General features: G+C 61.6%; 10 protein-coding genes. 1 reads left to right on the plus strand and 9 read right to left on the minus strand.

Going from position 1 to position 16,463, the window contains the following annotated elements:
• Positions 1-2,148 (minus strand): hypothetical protein (locus tag D1Y85_RS01775; protein WP_246024734.1); only part of this gene is annotated, 2,148 nt, incomplete at its 3' end.
• A 128-nt stretch (positions 2,149-2,276) separates the two neighbouring features.
• On the opposite strand from D1Y85_RS01775, the gene D1Y85_RS01780 reads away from it, so the two are divergent.
• The gene (locus tag D1Y85_RS01780; RefSeq protein ID WP_124149292.1) at positions 2,277-2,459 is read left to right on the plus strand and encodes a type VI secretion system baseplate subunit TssF; all 183 of its coding nucleotides are present in this window, start codon (positions 2,277-2,279) and stop codon (positions 2,457-2,459) included.
• Positions 2,460-2,464: 5 nt separating this feature from the next.
• Here D1Y85_RS01780 and D1Y85_RS01785 read toward each other — a convergent pair whose 3' ends face one another.
• From D1Y85_RS01785 to tssA, 8 genes are all read right to left on the minus strand, one after another.
• On the minus strand, positions 2,465-2,716 hold the full coding sequence (locus D1Y85_RS01785) for a PAAR domain-containing protein (RefSeq protein WP_124149293.1): 252 nt from the start codon (positions 2,714-2,716) through the stop codon (positions 2,465-2,467).
• A 117-nt stretch (positions 2,717-2,833) separates the two neighbouring features.
• Entirely contained in the window at positions 2,834-3,559 is a 726-nt protein-coding gene (locus tag D1Y85_RS01790) for a hypothetical protein (protein ID WP_124149294.1), read from the minus strand.
• 53 nt (positions 3,560-3,612) lie between these two features.
• Entirely contained in the window at positions 3,613-6,537 is a 2,925-nt protein-coding gene (locus tag D1Y85_RS01795; RefSeq protein WP_124149295.1) for a glycoside hydrolase family 19 protein, read from the minus strand.
• A gap of 71 nt (positions 6,538-6,608) precedes the next feature.
• Positions 6,609-9,119 (minus strand): type VI secretion system Vgr family protein, encoded by a 2,511-nt coding sequence (locus D1Y85_RS01800; protein ID WP_124149296.1) that lies wholly within the window; start codon positions 9,117-9,119, stop codon positions 6,609-6,611.
• A gap of 207 nt (positions 9,120-9,326) precedes the next feature.
• Positions 9,327-10,268 (minus strand): OmpA family protein, encoded by a 942-nt coding sequence (locus tag D1Y85_RS01805; RefSeq protein ID WP_124149297.1) that lies wholly within the window; start codon positions 10,266-10,268, stop codon positions 9,327-9,329.
• Positions 10,252-11,262 (minus strand): type VI secretion system-associated protein TagF, encoded by a 1,011-nt coding sequence (gene tagF / locus D1Y85_RS01810; RefSeq protein ID WP_124149298.1) that lies wholly within the window; start codon positions 11,260-11,262, stop codon positions 10,252-10,254. Before tagF ends, D1Y85_RS01805 begins: the two co-directional genes overlap by 17 nt.
• Entirely contained in the window at positions 11,259-15,092 is a 3,834-nt protein-coding gene (tssM, locus tag D1Y85_RS01815) for a type VI secretion system membrane subunit TssM (protein WP_124149299.1), read from the minus strand. The genes tagF and tssM overlap by 4 nt, the downstream gene beginning before the upstream one ends.
• 252 nt (positions 15,093-15,344) lie before the next feature.
• Positions 15,345-16,463: a type VI secretion system protein TssA gene (tssA, locus tag D1Y85_RS01820; RefSeq protein WP_124149300.1), complete on the minus strand. Its 1,119-nt coding sequence runs from the start codon at positions 16,461-16,463 to the stop codon at positions 15,345-15,347.

Here is a 16,463-nt window from a genome sequence, read left to right on the forward strand (position 1 = left end):
TTTGCCGAGGCCACCGCCCCATTCGGTCTCAGCACGCACAGCCAGATGCGTAATCGCCTCTGCCATCCATGGTGTTTCCTGCGCATGCTTTAATTCCTGCGCCGTCACCTTGCCGTCGTGGTTCGCATCGATCGCCTTCTCCAGCTTGACGATCAAATCCCCAGCATTCACCTTCAGCGCGCTGGGCTCGAACGCCGACTTGTCTTCTCCTGGAAGAAACTGTTCCGACGAGTGAATGTACCGCTTGAACATGTCGATCGGCAGCAGGCTGCTGTTGTCGACCAGCTCAAATCCCGGCCAGTCCCACGGGCCGAGCATCCGTATGAGCGGATGATTGTCCTCGCACACCCAGCCCTGCCGGGTCGAGCCATCTTTCGCCCCGAGCGTGATGTTCCACCAATGATGGCCCTTGTCGTCAACCGCGACATGCTCCGCACCCAGTCTGTCCAGATCGGCGCGCCGGAACACATCGCGGAAATCCGCGCCCGGCCCCTTCGCGTTGGAAAAACTCAGCGGGAAATTCGTCCATCCCTTTACGACAGCGGTCGTCGTCGTGTTCGCCAGTCTGGCCTCCACCCACACAGGCGAACCGGCGTTCGTCGGCGTCGGACTCTGGTGATGCCCTTGATGCCCGCCATGAGGATTCTGGGTGGGCATCGTCACCGTCTTCGGCTGGACCTTGATCCAGCGCGAGCCCTGCGCATTGCCCACTGGAACCAGCTTCAGACCACCCGTGCTCTGGGGAAGTGTCTGGTCCGGCGCCGGAACGTCCGTGACGAGCAACGCACCCTGCGAAATCTCCAGAAACGTCTTCGCCGCGGGAAGGACTTTCGCGCGCGCCTGGCTCTTCTGGATAAATGTTTTCAGGTCCGGCCCGGCGAACACTTCAAGGTGCAGTAGCGACCGGGTTGGCTGCGCAGGCAGCAGCTTCGCATCCACGTACCGCAGATAGTGCCCCGGCTGGCCCACGACGTCACCGGCCTTGACCGCATACGGCCGTTTCAGCACAACCACCGTATCGAGCGGCCTGGGATCAATGACCTGATCGAGTTCCTTCACGTACACCCAGCTCCACTGCGCGTGCGCCGAGACCGGCTTGCCCGCAACCGGGGCTACCGGCTGGCCGCTCCTGATGGACTTGAGCTTCCACCATCCGGGGTGCTTCGGGTCCGACTCCGACACCGACAGTTCGGCGCCCTTCGGCAGAAGGCCGATCACGTTGCCATTCGGCACGTCGCGTATCCGGATGCCTGTCACGGGGGGCGGCACCGGGGCATCATCTTCCGGCTGGGTCGCGGACTGCTGCTGTGGCAACACGAAGCCCGCGTCGATAAAGTCACCGAGCAGGTCGGAACTGGCAGTTGCAGCCGGACCAGGTGGCGGAGCCTTCGGCTTCGGCACCTCCTGCTTGTCCTTTGCCTTGTCGCCGACGCGGTAGTAGCTCTCGCCCTCCCAGTACGGCATCGGCGCCATGTGTACGTTTGCCGCATCGCCCTGCGCCCCTCCTGCCTGTTTCTGTGCCGATTGATAGCTGTTCCAGTCCATCAGATGCATGTACAGGCTGAAGAAGGTCAGCGTCTCGTCCGGCGCGGACCTGGCTGCTGGTGCAGAAGTGCTCGCCGTCGGAGTCGCTGAGGCGGGCTGTGCTGCAGGCGCAGCGGGATGGGTGGTAGCGCCGTGGGCACTACTGGTAGCGGCTGGCGCCGATGTAGCCTGCGGGCTGGTCTGAACCGGTTTCGGTGGAACTGGCGGTAGTTGCAGCCTGTGACGGATCAGCACGAAGCCCGTCGAGTAGAGCGCCTGGCGACCGTCCCGATAAGTCTGCCCGGGATATTTGCGGTCCATCCGGTATGCGACGACCTCGCCATCCGCAATGGCCCGCACGCCTCCATCCTGCTTCAGCATCTGTGCGCTGTTCTCGTCAAAGTGAACGCCGCCGTGCCACATTCCGCTTGTGCCCAGCGGATAGAAACCGTCCTCCGCTTTCGCCAGCGCCTTCATGTACGTCATGGGGTCGGTGGCGTCATCCTTGCCCGCCGGCGAGAACGGGAACGCCCAGTTCAGCGGCGTATATGCCTGAGCTGGCGTTGGGGACGCGGCAGGACTAGCGGGTGCTGCCGGGTGCGCGGGACGCTGATGCGTGCTCATGAGGTCCGGGTTCCTTTGTTGTTCCTGCTGCGCGTAACGATAGGGAAATGTGCGGTGTGGCGGCCGTGGCCTAGCCGGAGAACAGCGAGCCGCGCCCGCCGTCCATTGAAACCGGGCTCGAAATCACCGTGTCGCTCGACGAACAGACGTTCGCCGAGCACAACATGGCCGCGTTCTTCAGCGTTATCGACAGGTATTTCACGCGCTACGTGCCAATGAACAGCTTCATGCAGCTCGTCGTGCTGTCGAAGACGAACGGCTCGGAAATCCGGCGTTGCCCGCTGCGCGCCGGGCGCTCGCCACTGCTATAAAAACGTCAGACCGGGCTCGATATCAGATGGCAGCCACACGTTCCGCGGTGGCCGTGCCGCGCGATCGGACTGCCGTTATCCTTCATCGACGGATCGCCTTCCTCGATCACGTTCGGCGACACGTCGGGATGCCGTGGACAGGAGATACGGTCGCCTTTGCGCACAACGTGGCGGCCCTTGAAGCGCATGCTCGTTGAGCCTGTTTCGACCTTGCCGTCGTGGTCGGTATCGTCGCCAACGCGAATCAAATTCATCATGGGAGCGGTACTCCGTGTAACACCGGGCTGAAATATTCAGTCACCGATTCGAATCAAATTCATCGCAATGAAAGGTCCTATTATATTTTCAGGAAATCACCCCTGAATTCACATGGACTACTTGCAAATAGCCAGACTCTCGCACTTTACCCACTTCAGGATCGGACCATTCTTTTTCGAAAGGTACCTCACAAAATACCAAAGGCCATCAGCGTCATTGAACTCAAGCAACTGCACTTTATCTCCTTTCACCAGATACATTTCTGTCCTAGACGCGTTTGAGGCCTCCGCAAACAGCCAAGCCTTATCCGTCGCTACCAATGATGTAACCGGCTGGCGTTGTGTGTATTTTATTTCACTGGTTACCAGCAGCTTCTCCGACAACTGGCCGTCCCGATAGATAGACCGCGACACCTGATCGCACCCAACGCACACGTCGCTCAAAACAAGGTGATACGTACCATTCTTAAGCTCGTAAACATCCTCATGCTGCTTCGAGTCCAATTTGTACGCACTGGTCAGATACTTTCCGTCAATCTTGTAATTGCAAATATCCTTACCCGCTCCGACATTCAAAGCGGAAAACACATGAATCGCTTGATCAAAAGAAAAAAACCTTGAGCACCCACCAGCACTTGTGGCTGCAATTTCTTGATTACCATTTTTATAAATTTCAACAATGGATAGATTTTCATACCCATCGTCGATCGCACTTTTAAGCTCGCCAGTCGGAGTAACGATTTCACAGTCTGATTTATTCCTGCAAAACTTTATCGACCCTGCAGAATCGACTGAGAGAGTATTGTTTTTTGCAGAAGTTGAAAACGTCGCACCTGTCAGCATGACGAACACCAGTGTAAAACCATGGGTTCGCACTCTTTTAAAGGTAAATATACTCAATTCATCCCCCACTCTTTCTTGATTTTATCAAACAATGCTTGACGCTCATCCAATCCGTTATGCCCACCATTAACGGCCAGGGTGATTAGATCAACATTGCCCTTCTCATGCTCAACGAGAACATTAATATCGCCTTTTGCACCGTATTTTTTCTCAATTCCTCCTTTATGACGCCAGAACCAGCAAGCGGAGTCAATTGCATTTTCCATGCTGGACGCCACGAGGTATGGATTTGAAACGAAATCGACCCCTCTGTACTCGGAGTACATTTTATATGTGTTCTTCCAAGTTAGCTGAATGAGGCCCTTCCCCTTGTACTTTGGACCATCGCCCATCGTAGTATTGCCATTTTTGATGGCGTCCTTGTGCGCCCCCGGATTGTAGCCCTCACCGGAAGCAAACTCGATAGTCGTTTCAAATCGCGCTGACTCATGAAAACATTGTGAGAGAAAGTGCGCTTTCTGGTAGCAATCTACGATACCGTAGGCTCTCATCTTGCTGTTCAGAAGCGCAACGAATTTCTCTTTGTCGTATTTATATATTTCTGGGTATTTTTCGGGAAAATGAAGCTGAAAAGACGCCGAGCCACCCTTGCCAGTAAACCAGTCCCCGGTTTTACCCAACACCTTCCCCAGAAAATCAACTGTAATTGCGCAACAATCGGTGCTAGTGAAATTCCCGATCAACCCAACCGGATGCAAATGCCAGGGCGCGGTGTCTTTAGGGAACCCCTCGATACCCGCCGCCTGCTCCCACCACTGCAGCTTCCCGATCCGCTCGATCTCGGCCTGCCACAGCCACAGCAGCTTCTTCATCAGCGGCGACAACGCTTCCCACTTACCCAGTCCACCGCCCCATTCGGTCTCGGAACGCACCACCAGATGCGTAAGCGCCTCCGCCATCCACGGCGTTTCCTGCGCGTGTTTCAATTCCTGCGCCGTCACCTTGCCATCGTGATTCGCATCGATCGCCTTCTCCAGCTTGACGATCATGTCTCCGGCGTTAACCTTCAACGCATCGGGCTCGAATTCCGACTTGTCCTCGTCAACCAGATACTGGTCCGTCACGTGGATGTACCGCCTGAGCATGTCAACAGGCGTGAAGCTGCTGTTGTCGACCAGTTCAAACCCCGGCCAGTCCCACGGACCACACATCCGCGTCAGTGGGTGATTATCCTCACACACCCAGCCCTGCCGGGCTGATCCGTCCTTCGATCCTATGGTGATGTTCCACCAGTGGTTGCCCTTGTCGTCAATCGCGAGATTGCCGGCGCCCAGCTTGTTCAGGTCGACGCGCCGGAACACATCGCGGAAATCCGCGCCCTGCCCCTTCGCGTTCGAAAAGCTCAGCGGGAAATTCGTCCATCCCTTGACGACAGCGGTTGTCGTCGTATTCGCGAGTTGGCCCTCCACCCACACCGGCTTCGGCTCCTGCTGATGCCCCCCGCCGTGAGGATTGTGCGCAGGCGTCACCGGCTGCGGCCGGACCTGGACCCAGCACGCTCCTTGCGCCTTTGTCACCGGCACCAGCTTCACACCGCCCGGGCTCTGGGGCAGCGTCTGGTCCGGCTCTGGAACGTCCGTGACGAGCAGCGCACCCGGCGAGATTTCCAGAATCGTGTTCGCACCAGGCAGGTCCCGTCCTTCCTTCGCCTGCTTCCCGGCCTTTCTCGCCTCGGTTGCCCGCGCCCGGCTCTTCTCGATGAACGCCTTCAGTTCCGGCCCTGCGAACACTTCGAGATGCAGTAGCGAACGCGTCGCCTTCCCCTTGATCATCTTCGCGTCCGTATAGCGCAGATAGTGGCCCGGCTCACCCACCACGTCACCGGCCTTGACCGGGTAGGGTTTCTTCAGCACGACCACCGTATCGAGTGGTTTCGGGTCAGCCACCAGATCAAGCTCGTTCAACGGCACCCAGCTCCACTGCGCATGCTCCGAGACCGGCTTGCCCGCGACGGCGGCGACGGGCTGGCCGCTCCTGAGCGATTTGATCTTCGCCCAGCCGGGATGTTGCGGGTCCGAATCTGAGACCGTCAGTTCGGCTCCCGTTGGCAGGATGCCGATCATCCTGCCGTTCGCCATGTCACAAATCCGGATACCCGTGACGGGTGGCGGCGGAGGCGGTTCGTCGTCAACAGGAGGAGGCGGAGGCGTGAAATGATTGTTCAGGAAATCGCCCAGCGGGTCATCACTGGGTGGCGGCGCCGGTGCATGCTTTTTCGGCTTCGGAACGGTTTGCCTGTCGTGGGCCTTCTCGCCGACACGATAGTAGCGGTCGCCCTCCCAGTACGGCATCGAGGCCAGGTTCAGCTTGCCCGTCCCGGAGTCGGGCTGGGCTCCTTTCGCCAGCGCAGCCTGATACGTGGCGTGGTCGGTCAGGTGCATGTACAGGCTGAAGCACGTCAGCGTTTCGTCTGGCGACGGTTTGCTGGCCGGAGGAGTTGCAGCAGCAGACGAGGCAGGCTGCCCGGGTACACCCTGCGGGTTCGACGGGGCCGCCCGGGTTGGGAGAGGCGGCATCTGCAGCTTGTGCCGGATCAGCACGAAGCCAGTCGAATAATACGCGTGGCGACCGTCCTCGTAGCCCTGCTCCGGATATTTGCTGTCCATCCGGTACGCGACCACGTCTCCATCCGCGATGGCCCGCACGCCGTCACCCTGCTTCAGGAGCTGTGCACTGTTTTCGTCGAAATGCACGCCGCCGTGCCACATCCCGCTCGCACCCAGCGGATAGAAACCGTCTTCCACGCTCGCCAGCGCCTTCATGTACGTCATCGGGTCGGTGGCATCGGCCTTGCTGTCCACCGGCGTGAAAGGAAACGCCCATTTCAGGGGGGTGGCCGCGGCCGGAGTCGCAGATGCAGGTGACGACGGTGGCATGGGATGCTGCGGAGGATGCGCGGGATGGGGCTGCGTGCTCATGGGACTCGGACTCTCTTGTGGTTTTCCAGCTGCGCGTAACGATAGGAAAATGTGGGGTGTAGTGGCGTGGCCTAGCCGGAGAACAGCGAGCCGCGCCCGCCGTCCATTGAAACCGGCCTCGATTTCAACGGATCGAGGACCGTCCCGCTCGCGCCACCCGGCTTGTCCCAGTCCGCGCACTTCTCCAGAATCTGCCCCGTCGTCACGTTCTCAATTACGCCCGACTTGATGCTGATGTACGAGCCGCCCGCGCCGATCCAGACTTCCTTCGCCGCGGTGATGACAACCCGACCATTCGAGCTTTCGACCGTCACGTCCTCCAGACCTGCCATCGTCACCGGCCCGCTTTGTGCCTGAATGCTGATGGGTCCTTTGGCAGCAAACACCTTGATCCCCAGGTTCTGCGCGAACAGGCTGATCTTGTCCATCACGCTCGCCAGCAGCGACTTCCCGGCACCGATGTTGACGTTGTTGCCCGCCACCACGTTCGCATGCAGGTTCGCGGAAATATGCGCCGACTGTTGCGTCGATATCGCAATGCCCTCCGGGCTCGACAGCAGCATCACCGGTTTCGCAAACCCGCTTGCATTTCCGGTGCCACCGCCTGCCGTGCTACCGCCGTTTGCCGTTGTGCCCGCAACCGACTGCTGGGTTGCGTCGGTGAACGCCTTGAGCGCATCGTGCCCATCCTGCAGACTCTCGGCCTGACTGCTTTCGCTCGCCTTCGACAGGGTGTCGAGCAGGGCTTCTGCGCCTGCAAGCTGTTCCGTCGTTGCCGTCACGTTCATCGGCTGTGCGCTAGCGGGCTGCGTCGAGACATACAGGCCCTGTTCGGCGCGCACGGCACCGTACGCCCCGGACTTCAGATCGAAGCCACGCCCGAGAAACGCACCGCGCGTGTTGTCGGCATGATCGATGAGATAGCCCAGGTGCAAGTGGGAGGCGTAACTTGTTGTGTATAAATGGACGCGATTCTGCCCGCTTGAGTCATCCAGAACGAGCTGGTTGAAGCCATCGCCGCCGTATTCGCGCGAGCGGAACCCCGACATCAGGCCGTTCGTGTTCCACACCGGCATCGTCTCGCCGCCATGCAGCCGCGAGATGATGACCGGCATATCACAGTCCCCGTTCACAAACGCGATGAGGACCTGATCGCCCTTTCGCAGCGGGAAGTAGCCGCCGCGCTTCGCGCCCGCATCTGGCATCGCAGCACGAATCCATGCTGAGGCCTTCTCGTTGCGGTCCTTGCGGCTGTAAGTCATCCACACCTTCACGCGGTTGCCGTCGTCGGTAGTGACCTCCTGATTCTCCGCCGTTGCGACAATACCCGTCTGCATATGCATTTCGGGCTTGCGATGCTCGAACGGGCTGCGGAACGGGACGCGGCGGCGCTGCGCCTCGATTTCGACCTGGATGAAGCCCACACTGCCGTCCGGATGGCTCACGCCGGTGCCGCTACCGGCACCCTTCGCCAGCTCGACCTCCGTGCGCAGGCTCTTCGGAAAGCGCGCGAGGGCGTCCATGCCCGGCACGTTGTTCTGGATCAGCCAGTCGCTGGCGATGATCGCCAGTTCGCGGTCCTGCTCTGGCAGTGTGTCGAATTCGGGATGGCCACTCAGCTTGAACCAGTAACCGGGCAACGCATAGCGCGGACTGCCGACCCCGAAATAACGCTTTGCGCGCGACGCCCATTCCTCTGTATGGATGCGCGCCTGCTGCTCGCCCAGATCACGCTCGCCCCAGCTCTGCGAGCCGGTGTAAAGATAATCCTCACCCTGCGCCGGTAGTTCGTCCGTATTCAGCGCGGGTGTGCTGACCTGCTTGTTGAGGTCGGGGCGCTTGTAGTCGGCGGTGGCCGTCGTGAGCGTGGCGCTTTGCGCCTCGTGCTGCTCGCTCAGCTGCGTCAGCCCGTCGAACTCTTCGTTGGTTGCAGCACGGCTGAATTTCAGCTCCTGCTGCGGCAGTTGGGGCGCGAAGTACAGGTCGTCGGAGATGACCACCTTGTGCGACTTGCCGTCCTTCGCGAAGTCGAAGCGCGGGAACACACCGACCTCCTCCATGCTGCGATGGACGAAACTCCAGTCGGTTTCCCACTGCACGCGATTCGAATACGAGCGGATCGGCGAGCGCAGGTCGAAGTTATAACTGCCCTGCGCCTGCGGATGCTTCCCGAATACGTCGGATAGCACCTGCTGTCCCTGCACTTCCTGCCAGTCTCGGCGATCGCTGCTGAGCTTGAGGAGGCTCAGCCATGAGGAGAAATGGAGCTGAAAATAGGTCACGCCGCCGTCGCTGCCGATCCTGCGGGCGCACTGTACATAGCCGTGGATTGGCAGATAGTTGCCGTTCGTCTGCCTGATCCAGAGCGTGACAGGCTGGAGCATCAGCGCACTCAGCTTGATGTCGTCATCATGCGTCGAAGCCGCATCGACGACCACCTCGAAATTGCGGCCGAGCCGGGCATTGATCCTGATATACAGCGGAACAAGCCAGTCCTCGCCGACCGGCGTGTCGAGTGTGGCGAGACGGTCACTTTGCGCGTAGCCGCTGGTCAGCGCCTTGTCCAGTGCCTGGGAAGCCATGCGTTACCCCTTTTGGGCCTGAATCGCGGGCCCGGTCGCCGCACGGGAAAATGGCCGAAACCGCGTGTTTTTTTCGATGAAAAGGAAAGTTTCACTGAAAAAATTTCCGATCGGGAAATAAGGCAAAACAGGCATCTCTCCGTAACTCCCTATCCACACAGAACCACACGTCGAACTTCGCACCCGCCGGCACACCAAGCCCATTGCCTACGACCCCGCCCGGAATTCGATACGCCGGTTGCGCGCGCGCCCGTCGCTCGTGTTGTTCGATGCAAGCGGCTGATCGGGACCCACGCCCGTGGTCGTCATCTGTTGTGGCGATATCCCCTTCGTCACGAGATACGCCTTCACGGCGTCGGCACGCGCCTGACTCAGCGCAATGTTCGACGCGCGATTGCCCGCGTTGTCCGTATGCCCGATGATCTCCACCGTGCGCGTATTCATCTTCACGAGCACGGCCGCCATCTGGTCAAGGATCGCGTGACCTTGCGGCGTGAGCGTCGCACTGCCCGTTTCGAACTCGATCGTTCGATTCGCGAGCGTCTGATCAAGCAGGCCCTGTTCAGACGCGCTCACGCGCAGCCCGTTGCGGATCGTGTAGGTCGGATTGAGCGCGGTGGCCATGTCGCTCGCGATTTGCTGGCGCACGGCCTCGTTGCCGATCTCGCCGCGCACGTCGATCTGCGTGCCGTCGATCTTCAGTTGTCCTTTGTGAATCTGCTTCAGTTGTGCGTTGAGCAGCTTCTGCACGTTGGCCGCCCAGTTGGGTGGCGTGGCGACGTTTCCCACCTCGATCTGGTCAACCACATTCGTCGCGCCATAAGTTTCGCGCAGGCGCGCGAGTATGGCTGCGTGCGTGGCTTCGTCGGGCACCGTGCCGGCGGCCACGACCTGGCCCGGCGCTGCGTCTACGGGCGTGGAGAGGGATGTCGCCGACGAACCGCGTGAAGCCGTTTCAACCGGGGCCGGTGCGGTTAGGGCGTTTGCTGGCGGCAGCTCCGTCGTTCTGACCTGTGCGCCAGTGTTGCCGACAGGCGTGACGCGCACGGGGCTTGCGTCGTCGGCGTACACGGCGGCGCTTGCGAATGCGAGCAGGGCCGCCGCTAAAGGCGGGGTAAAACGTCGTATCGACTTACGCCCGACGCCCATGGCTGGCCTCCCCGACAAATGCTTCCCGGAATGTATCGATCGCGAGGCGCAGCGACAGTTGCGGCTGATCGAGGTAGCTGACGAGTTTGCTGATGCCATGGTCCCTTTGTGCATGTTCGTCGATCCACTCGGGGTCGTCGATGTCGATATTGTGGGCGGCGTAGGCTTGTGGATCCAAGACGCTGTGCAGGGTCCTCGCCGCAGCGCCGTTGAAGCCGACGATGAGCCGCTCGCGCTGCGCGATGGTGCCGATGAAGATCGCAAGCTCGAAGTCCGCCTTTGAGACGAACGGCGCGATCAGTTCGAGCCAGAACGCGGCGACGAGGCTACGGTAGAACTGATCGGTCGGCAGCGGCAGCGTGAGACCGCGCTCCAGATTAGTGGAGCCGCTCGTCATCACAGGCCGTAACAGCGAGCCGAGCGCGAGCAGCGCACCGCGCAGGCGCACGGGATGGCCGCTCGCGAGCAGCATCTGCTCAAGGCCCTCGAGCGTCTGGTGTTCGAGGAAGTCGTTGAACGTGCCGTCGTGCGGGTTGGCCCCGCCGCCCACATCCACGGGCACCCGGGTTTCGCCGAGCGCTTGCAGCGCGCCTGGGGGTTCTGTCGCACCGAGCAGCGATTGCATCTGCTGGGCGACACGCGACCAAAGTCGCGCGAACGCGAGCGGGCTGCGCGCAAGAAAGGCGAGCGGCTGCTCGACTTCGAGTACGGTGGCCGCCAGAAACGGAAAGCGCCGCGACGAATGGTCATGGCTCGCGACCATGTGGCCCGCGATCGCAAGCTTGCTACGCGAGCCAAGAAACGCAAAATTTATCGGCTGCACCTCGCTATAGACGATCTTCCAGCGCGGATCGTCAGCGAGCAGTTCCATGGCCTGCGCGATCCAGCGGTCCAGCGTTTGCAGAAGCGGCGCATTGTGCGCACTCTTGACGAAGTCGCCACGCGACGGAATCTTGCCGAAGTAGGCGATCTGCGCCTGAACCGACTGCGTCATTGCGCGGTTCCTCCTTGCTGGGTGGGCGATGTCGCCGCCACGGCGGGCTGCGTGCCGGCGAGCGCTGCGCCCGCTTCAGTCGCGGGGTTGGCCGCCGGCCCGACGCTCGCGATCGATGAGGGCAACTGCACGCCGCTCAGGCCTTGCTGCTGCGGTGCATTGGCGTTGGCAGCCGTGGGCTGCGACGTGCTGACGATACGCATGCTCACCGACACCGTCACGCTGCCCTGCGTCCATGCGAGGTCGAACGTGCCGTCCGGATGGCGCGTGCGCTGCGCCGAGTTGATGAGCCGCTCCAGGCCATAGCGGCCCGGCTCGTTGACGAGCTGGATCGTGCGGCCGTCGAACGCGGTGGCCGAAAGCGTCGCGCCCGGCGCGCCCTGCGGATTGGGCCAGACGAAGTTCGTCCATTGCGGCGGCGTGTTGCGGTAGCGCAGTTGCTGGCCGTCGATAGCGATCGTGTACTCGGTCGTGCCGCTTGACGGTTGCGGCAGGATCTGGAACACGGTCTGCGGCTCGGACGAGCCCTGGGCCGCCGCACCGCCCGCGAGCGGCGCCACCCAGCGCGCGAAGCCGTTCGTGAAATCAGGCGAAAGCGTGAGGCCCATGTCGCCCCACGTACGTGCGGCGAGCGTGTCGCCGCGGCGTACGGCGAGCGGCCCGAGCGTCGCGCCGACGAACTTCGAAATCGCGCCGTCCGGCCCGAACATCTGGGCGATTTCGCTCGCGCCGGCCTCGACCTTCGCGCTGCCCGCAAACGGATACTTGCTGGCGAGCGAGGCCTGAAACGGCGCGTACACCTGCGCGTTCCACACCTTGTTCACTTCCACACTGGCCGGCTGGATCACCACCGCGTAGGCCTGCATGAGCGGACGCACGAGCAGGGGGCGCAGGGCCTTCTTCTGCGCGTCGGTCTGGCCCGTGAGCATCTGCTCATCGACGAACTTCAGCGAATCGGCTAGCTCGGAGCCGTTGCCGTCGAGCGTTTGCTGCATGAGCTGGCGCGCACCCGGCCCCGGGTCGCCCTGATTCTTGATGATGTTCAGCCGTGTGCGCACCTTCGAGAGTGAGTCCATATAGCCGCCCAGCAACGAGCCGTTGTCATGGCTCACGACGACGCGGCCGAGCCCCGCGAACGCCTGGCCGACCGGGCCCATCGACAGCTCTACCGGATTGCCGTTGATATCGATGTTCGCGGCGACCGTGCCGCTCGAAGCGCGCGAGAACCATTGCTTGACCCAGCTTGTCACGCCGCTCTCTGCGCGCTTGATGCCCGCATTGACGAGCGAGGGGTTGTCCCATGAGGTCTGGTCGTAGGCGGTTTCGAGGATTTTGCGGATCGGCGAGTCGTGCGGATCGCCCAGGCGGTTCATCGCGTCCACGGCCTCGCCGAACGTGCCAAAGTTCTGCACGGCAACGCCCTGCATGAACTTCTGCCAGTTGTCCGCATACTCGGTCTTGTACATCGTCATCAGCGCCTTCTGAATCTGCTCCGGGCTGCCTTCGAGCGTCAGGTCGTCCTGCGCCGAAGTATTGAGCACCCAGTCCTTCGCCTGCAGTTCCTTCGTCGCGGCGTCGCGGATCGCGGGCTGCACGTACTGGAACCAGGCCTCGCGTGTGAACGTGCCAGAGATCGCATAGCTGCCCGCGATCAGTGACGTGTTCGTGTCTCCGACGATGCGTGCGACCGTCATCGGCGCGAAACGCGTGGAGGCACGCGCCTTGATCTCTTCGTAGACGCGCTGGCGCGCCGGCATGCCGCGCACCACGTGGCGCAGGTTTTCGCGCGTCTGATCGACGAGCGCGAGGTTCGCGTCGATCGTCGGCCAGTCGTCGTCGGACACGCGCGAGAGGTAGAACGTGATCATGCGCTCGGCACTCTTGATCATCTCGTCGCGAGGCATGTTGCCGCGATTCGTTTCGAGCCAGCCGCGCCAGAAACGCGCGATCTGGTCGGTCAGGTGCGCTACCTCGACATGGCGCTTGTCGGATAGCATCAGGTAGGTCTTGAGCGCGTTATAGGCATCCTCGACGCTGGTTGGCGACGCGTCGCTATAGAGGCCACCCTGGCTCGCGTCGGCCATCGCTGCATGCGCGGAGACGGGCACCGCCCCCGAATCGGGCGTATGTGACATGGGCGCCAGCAAATCGGGATGCGCGTCGACATCCTTGAAGAACGAAGCCAGATTCTGCGAGACGGGCCTGAGCATGATCTGCTTCACGCCGTTGTAGTACTCCTCCAGCAGATGTCGTTCGAGCCGGTCGCCCTGATAGAGGCCGAGCGAGACCGCGAGCGGGCGATCGCGGCGGAACTGCTCCAGCTGCTCGATGCGGTCTTCAAGAATATCCATCGCCTGCAGGCGCGATTGCAGGTCGTTGCGGTTTTGCTGGAGGCGCTCGACGTTGTCGAGGTCGGCTTGCACGTTCGAGACGAGCTGCTGGTTGCCGATGGCCGACCACGTCCAGCCACCCAGCGCGAGCGCGAGCACCGCGACGAACCCGAAGAACGTTGCATAGCGAAGGCGCGTCTTGGCAGGGCTCGCGAACTGCCTCACCGTCTGGCGGTCCGCGAAGATCACCTTCGAAAACAGGTCGCGCAGGAAGAAGCCGTTCTTCGAGAACGTGCTGGGCGGCGTGGGCAGGCCCTCGGCCGAAAGCGAAAAACGGTTGGCGATGCGCTGCGCTGCGGCGCTATTCGTCTCGCCTTCCTGCAGCGCGCTCGTGAAGTAGAAGCCGCGGAAGATCGGCTTGTACTGGAACGGGTTGTTCTCGAACAGCGTGGCGAGGAACGCCCGCAGCGCCGGCTTGATCGCCGAAAATTCCAGCGGAAAGCTCAGTTGGCCAGGTGAAAGCTGCTTGCCGCGGCTGAGCGACATCTGCGCGATGCTGATTTCCTTGAGGCCTTCGTACAGCTCCTCGAAACGCTCGTCGAACAGGGCGACGACGTCGCGCTTCTCGTCACGCTCGTACGGCAAGGTGGCGCCCCACACGCGGTCGTACTCCTGGCGCTCGCTACTGCTGAAGAATTCGCTGAAACCGGTGATAAGGTCGGCCTTCGTGAACATCACGTAGACGGGCGCAAAGACTTCGAGCTTCTCGGTCAGTTCCTGCACGCGCTGGCGCAGGTTTTTCGCCAGGTTGATTGCGAACTCGGGGCGGTTGACCGTCAGCTCCGCGATACTCGCGGTGACGATGATGCCATTGATCGGCGCCTTCGGGCGGTAACGTTTGAGAAGACCAAGGAAGCCGAGCCACTCGCTGCGGTCTTCCTCGTGGACCGAATATCGGCCAGCCGTGTCGAGGAGAATGCCCTCTGTCGTGAAGAACCAGTCGCAATTGCGCGTGCCGCCGATACCGTGCACCACGGCATTGTGCTTCTCGGCGAATGGGAACTGGAGGCCCGAATTCAGCACGGCGCTGCTCTTGCCGGCCGCCGGGTTGCCGATGACGATGTACCACGGCAACTCATAGAGCGCCGAGCCACCTGAAAGCTGACCAATCTTCGAGGTCTTGATGGTCTTCACCGCATCGACGAGGTGGGTGCGCAACTGATCCAGGTCGGCCTGCATGGCGGGCGCAGCCGGGCCGCTATCGATCTGCGCCTGCTGCTCAAGCATGTCGCCGAGTTTGCGGTTCGCGCGCCGCACGCGCATGCGCCGCAGGAGCCAAAGCACGAACCAGATCGCAAGCAGCGCACCGAACACGCCGGCGGTCCAGACAGGGCGGATCTGCAGCGTGTCTGCAGCAATGAACAGCACGGCAGCGAGCGCGATGACGCCGATGGCGGAGAGCGTGCGCGTGCGAGTCAACACGTTGAGGAAGCGTTGCATAATCCGGTCAGGTCCTGGTGCCTTGATTGCTGTTTGTCATGCTGGGGCGGTGATCACGAGTGCCGCGCGTTCGCGGGTTCTGTCGCGATAAGGAGTTACGGAGAGACGCGCTCCGAGGGAAACAAGATTGCGCGATCAGACTCTTCAGCTCGATCGATTCGTTTAACGAAGGGACGTCGCGTGTGAAATCGTAGTCGCGGCCCACGCGACTTCTCCCTAAAGCGCGCTGGAAGAATGACTGGATGAACACGCCTAGCCCGCATCGACCGTTTTCACACCAAGCATCTCGCGAATATGCGCAAGCGTGCCGTCGTCCTTCACCACGGTCGAAAGCCACTGATGCAGCGGCATTTCCGCCCATTCGGCCGCCTTGTCCGCGAGATAGGCGGCAGGGCTGTGCGGTTCGGTCTCGCGAAAGAAAACGGCCACCGCACGCAGTTGCGCAACGGCTTCGGAGCGGCTCTGAATACCCGCATGCGTACGGACGGGCATTCGATTCGGATTCGCGATGGTGTCCTCCGCCGGCACGGGTAATTTGAAGCTCGCCTCCGCGCGCCCGGCCGACGCGGAAGACCCGTCGGGATGCGCGGCCAGAGCCTCTTCCACCTCGTCCAGATTCACACCCACATCGCGCGCGAACCGCTCGGCAAGCCGATAAACGCTTTCGCACGCCTCGCGCGTTTGCCGGAAACTTGGCGCGGCCTCTCCGGCGCGCGTGTCGAGCGACTTGTCGAGCGCCGCAAGCGCGGCTTCAAAGACCCTTAATTGCACGAGCAACGTTCGATAGAACGAAGCCGGCGTTGCGCGCTTCGAGGCGTCGATCTGCTCGACAGACGGTTTGCCGCGCGCGATGTCGTCCGCATGATCGGGATCGCGCTTGGCGGCTTGCGCGACGTGCATCGCGACATTCCAGTCGATCGCGCTGAACGCCACGTCCGATTGCGTAAGCGGCACCGATTGCAGCAACTCCGCCGAGCGGCCCGCGAGCCACGCGACATTGCCGAGGCGGTATTCAGCATCTTCGCCTTCGGGCAACGGATGCACCTGCTCCCAATACTGCTCGATGAGTCCGGTTAGCAGCGCATAGCCCTGCGTGAGTCCCGAAACGCCCTCCTGAATCGCGAGTGCCTCGGTGAGCCATACCGCGAGCCGCAGATCCTTCGTCGTCGAGTGCAGCAAGGCCGTGCAGCGCTCGACGACGAAGGGCCAGTCGGCTTCCTTGATTTCGGTGATCCATTCGCCCTGGTCGAGCGATGCGTCGTCGAAACGGCGCGCACGCTGAATCGCGTCGAAGTCTGGCGAAAACAGCAGATCGGCCCCGCATGGCGACGTTTCGTTAATGGGCGCTAGCAGCGCGGTGGTATCGGTCAT

This window comes from Paraburkholderia dinghuensis, assembly GCF_003837865.1.
Classification (GTDB): Bacteria; Pseudomonadota; Gammaproteobacteria; order Burkholderiales; family Burkholderiaceae; genus Paraburkholderia; species Paraburkholderia dinghuensis.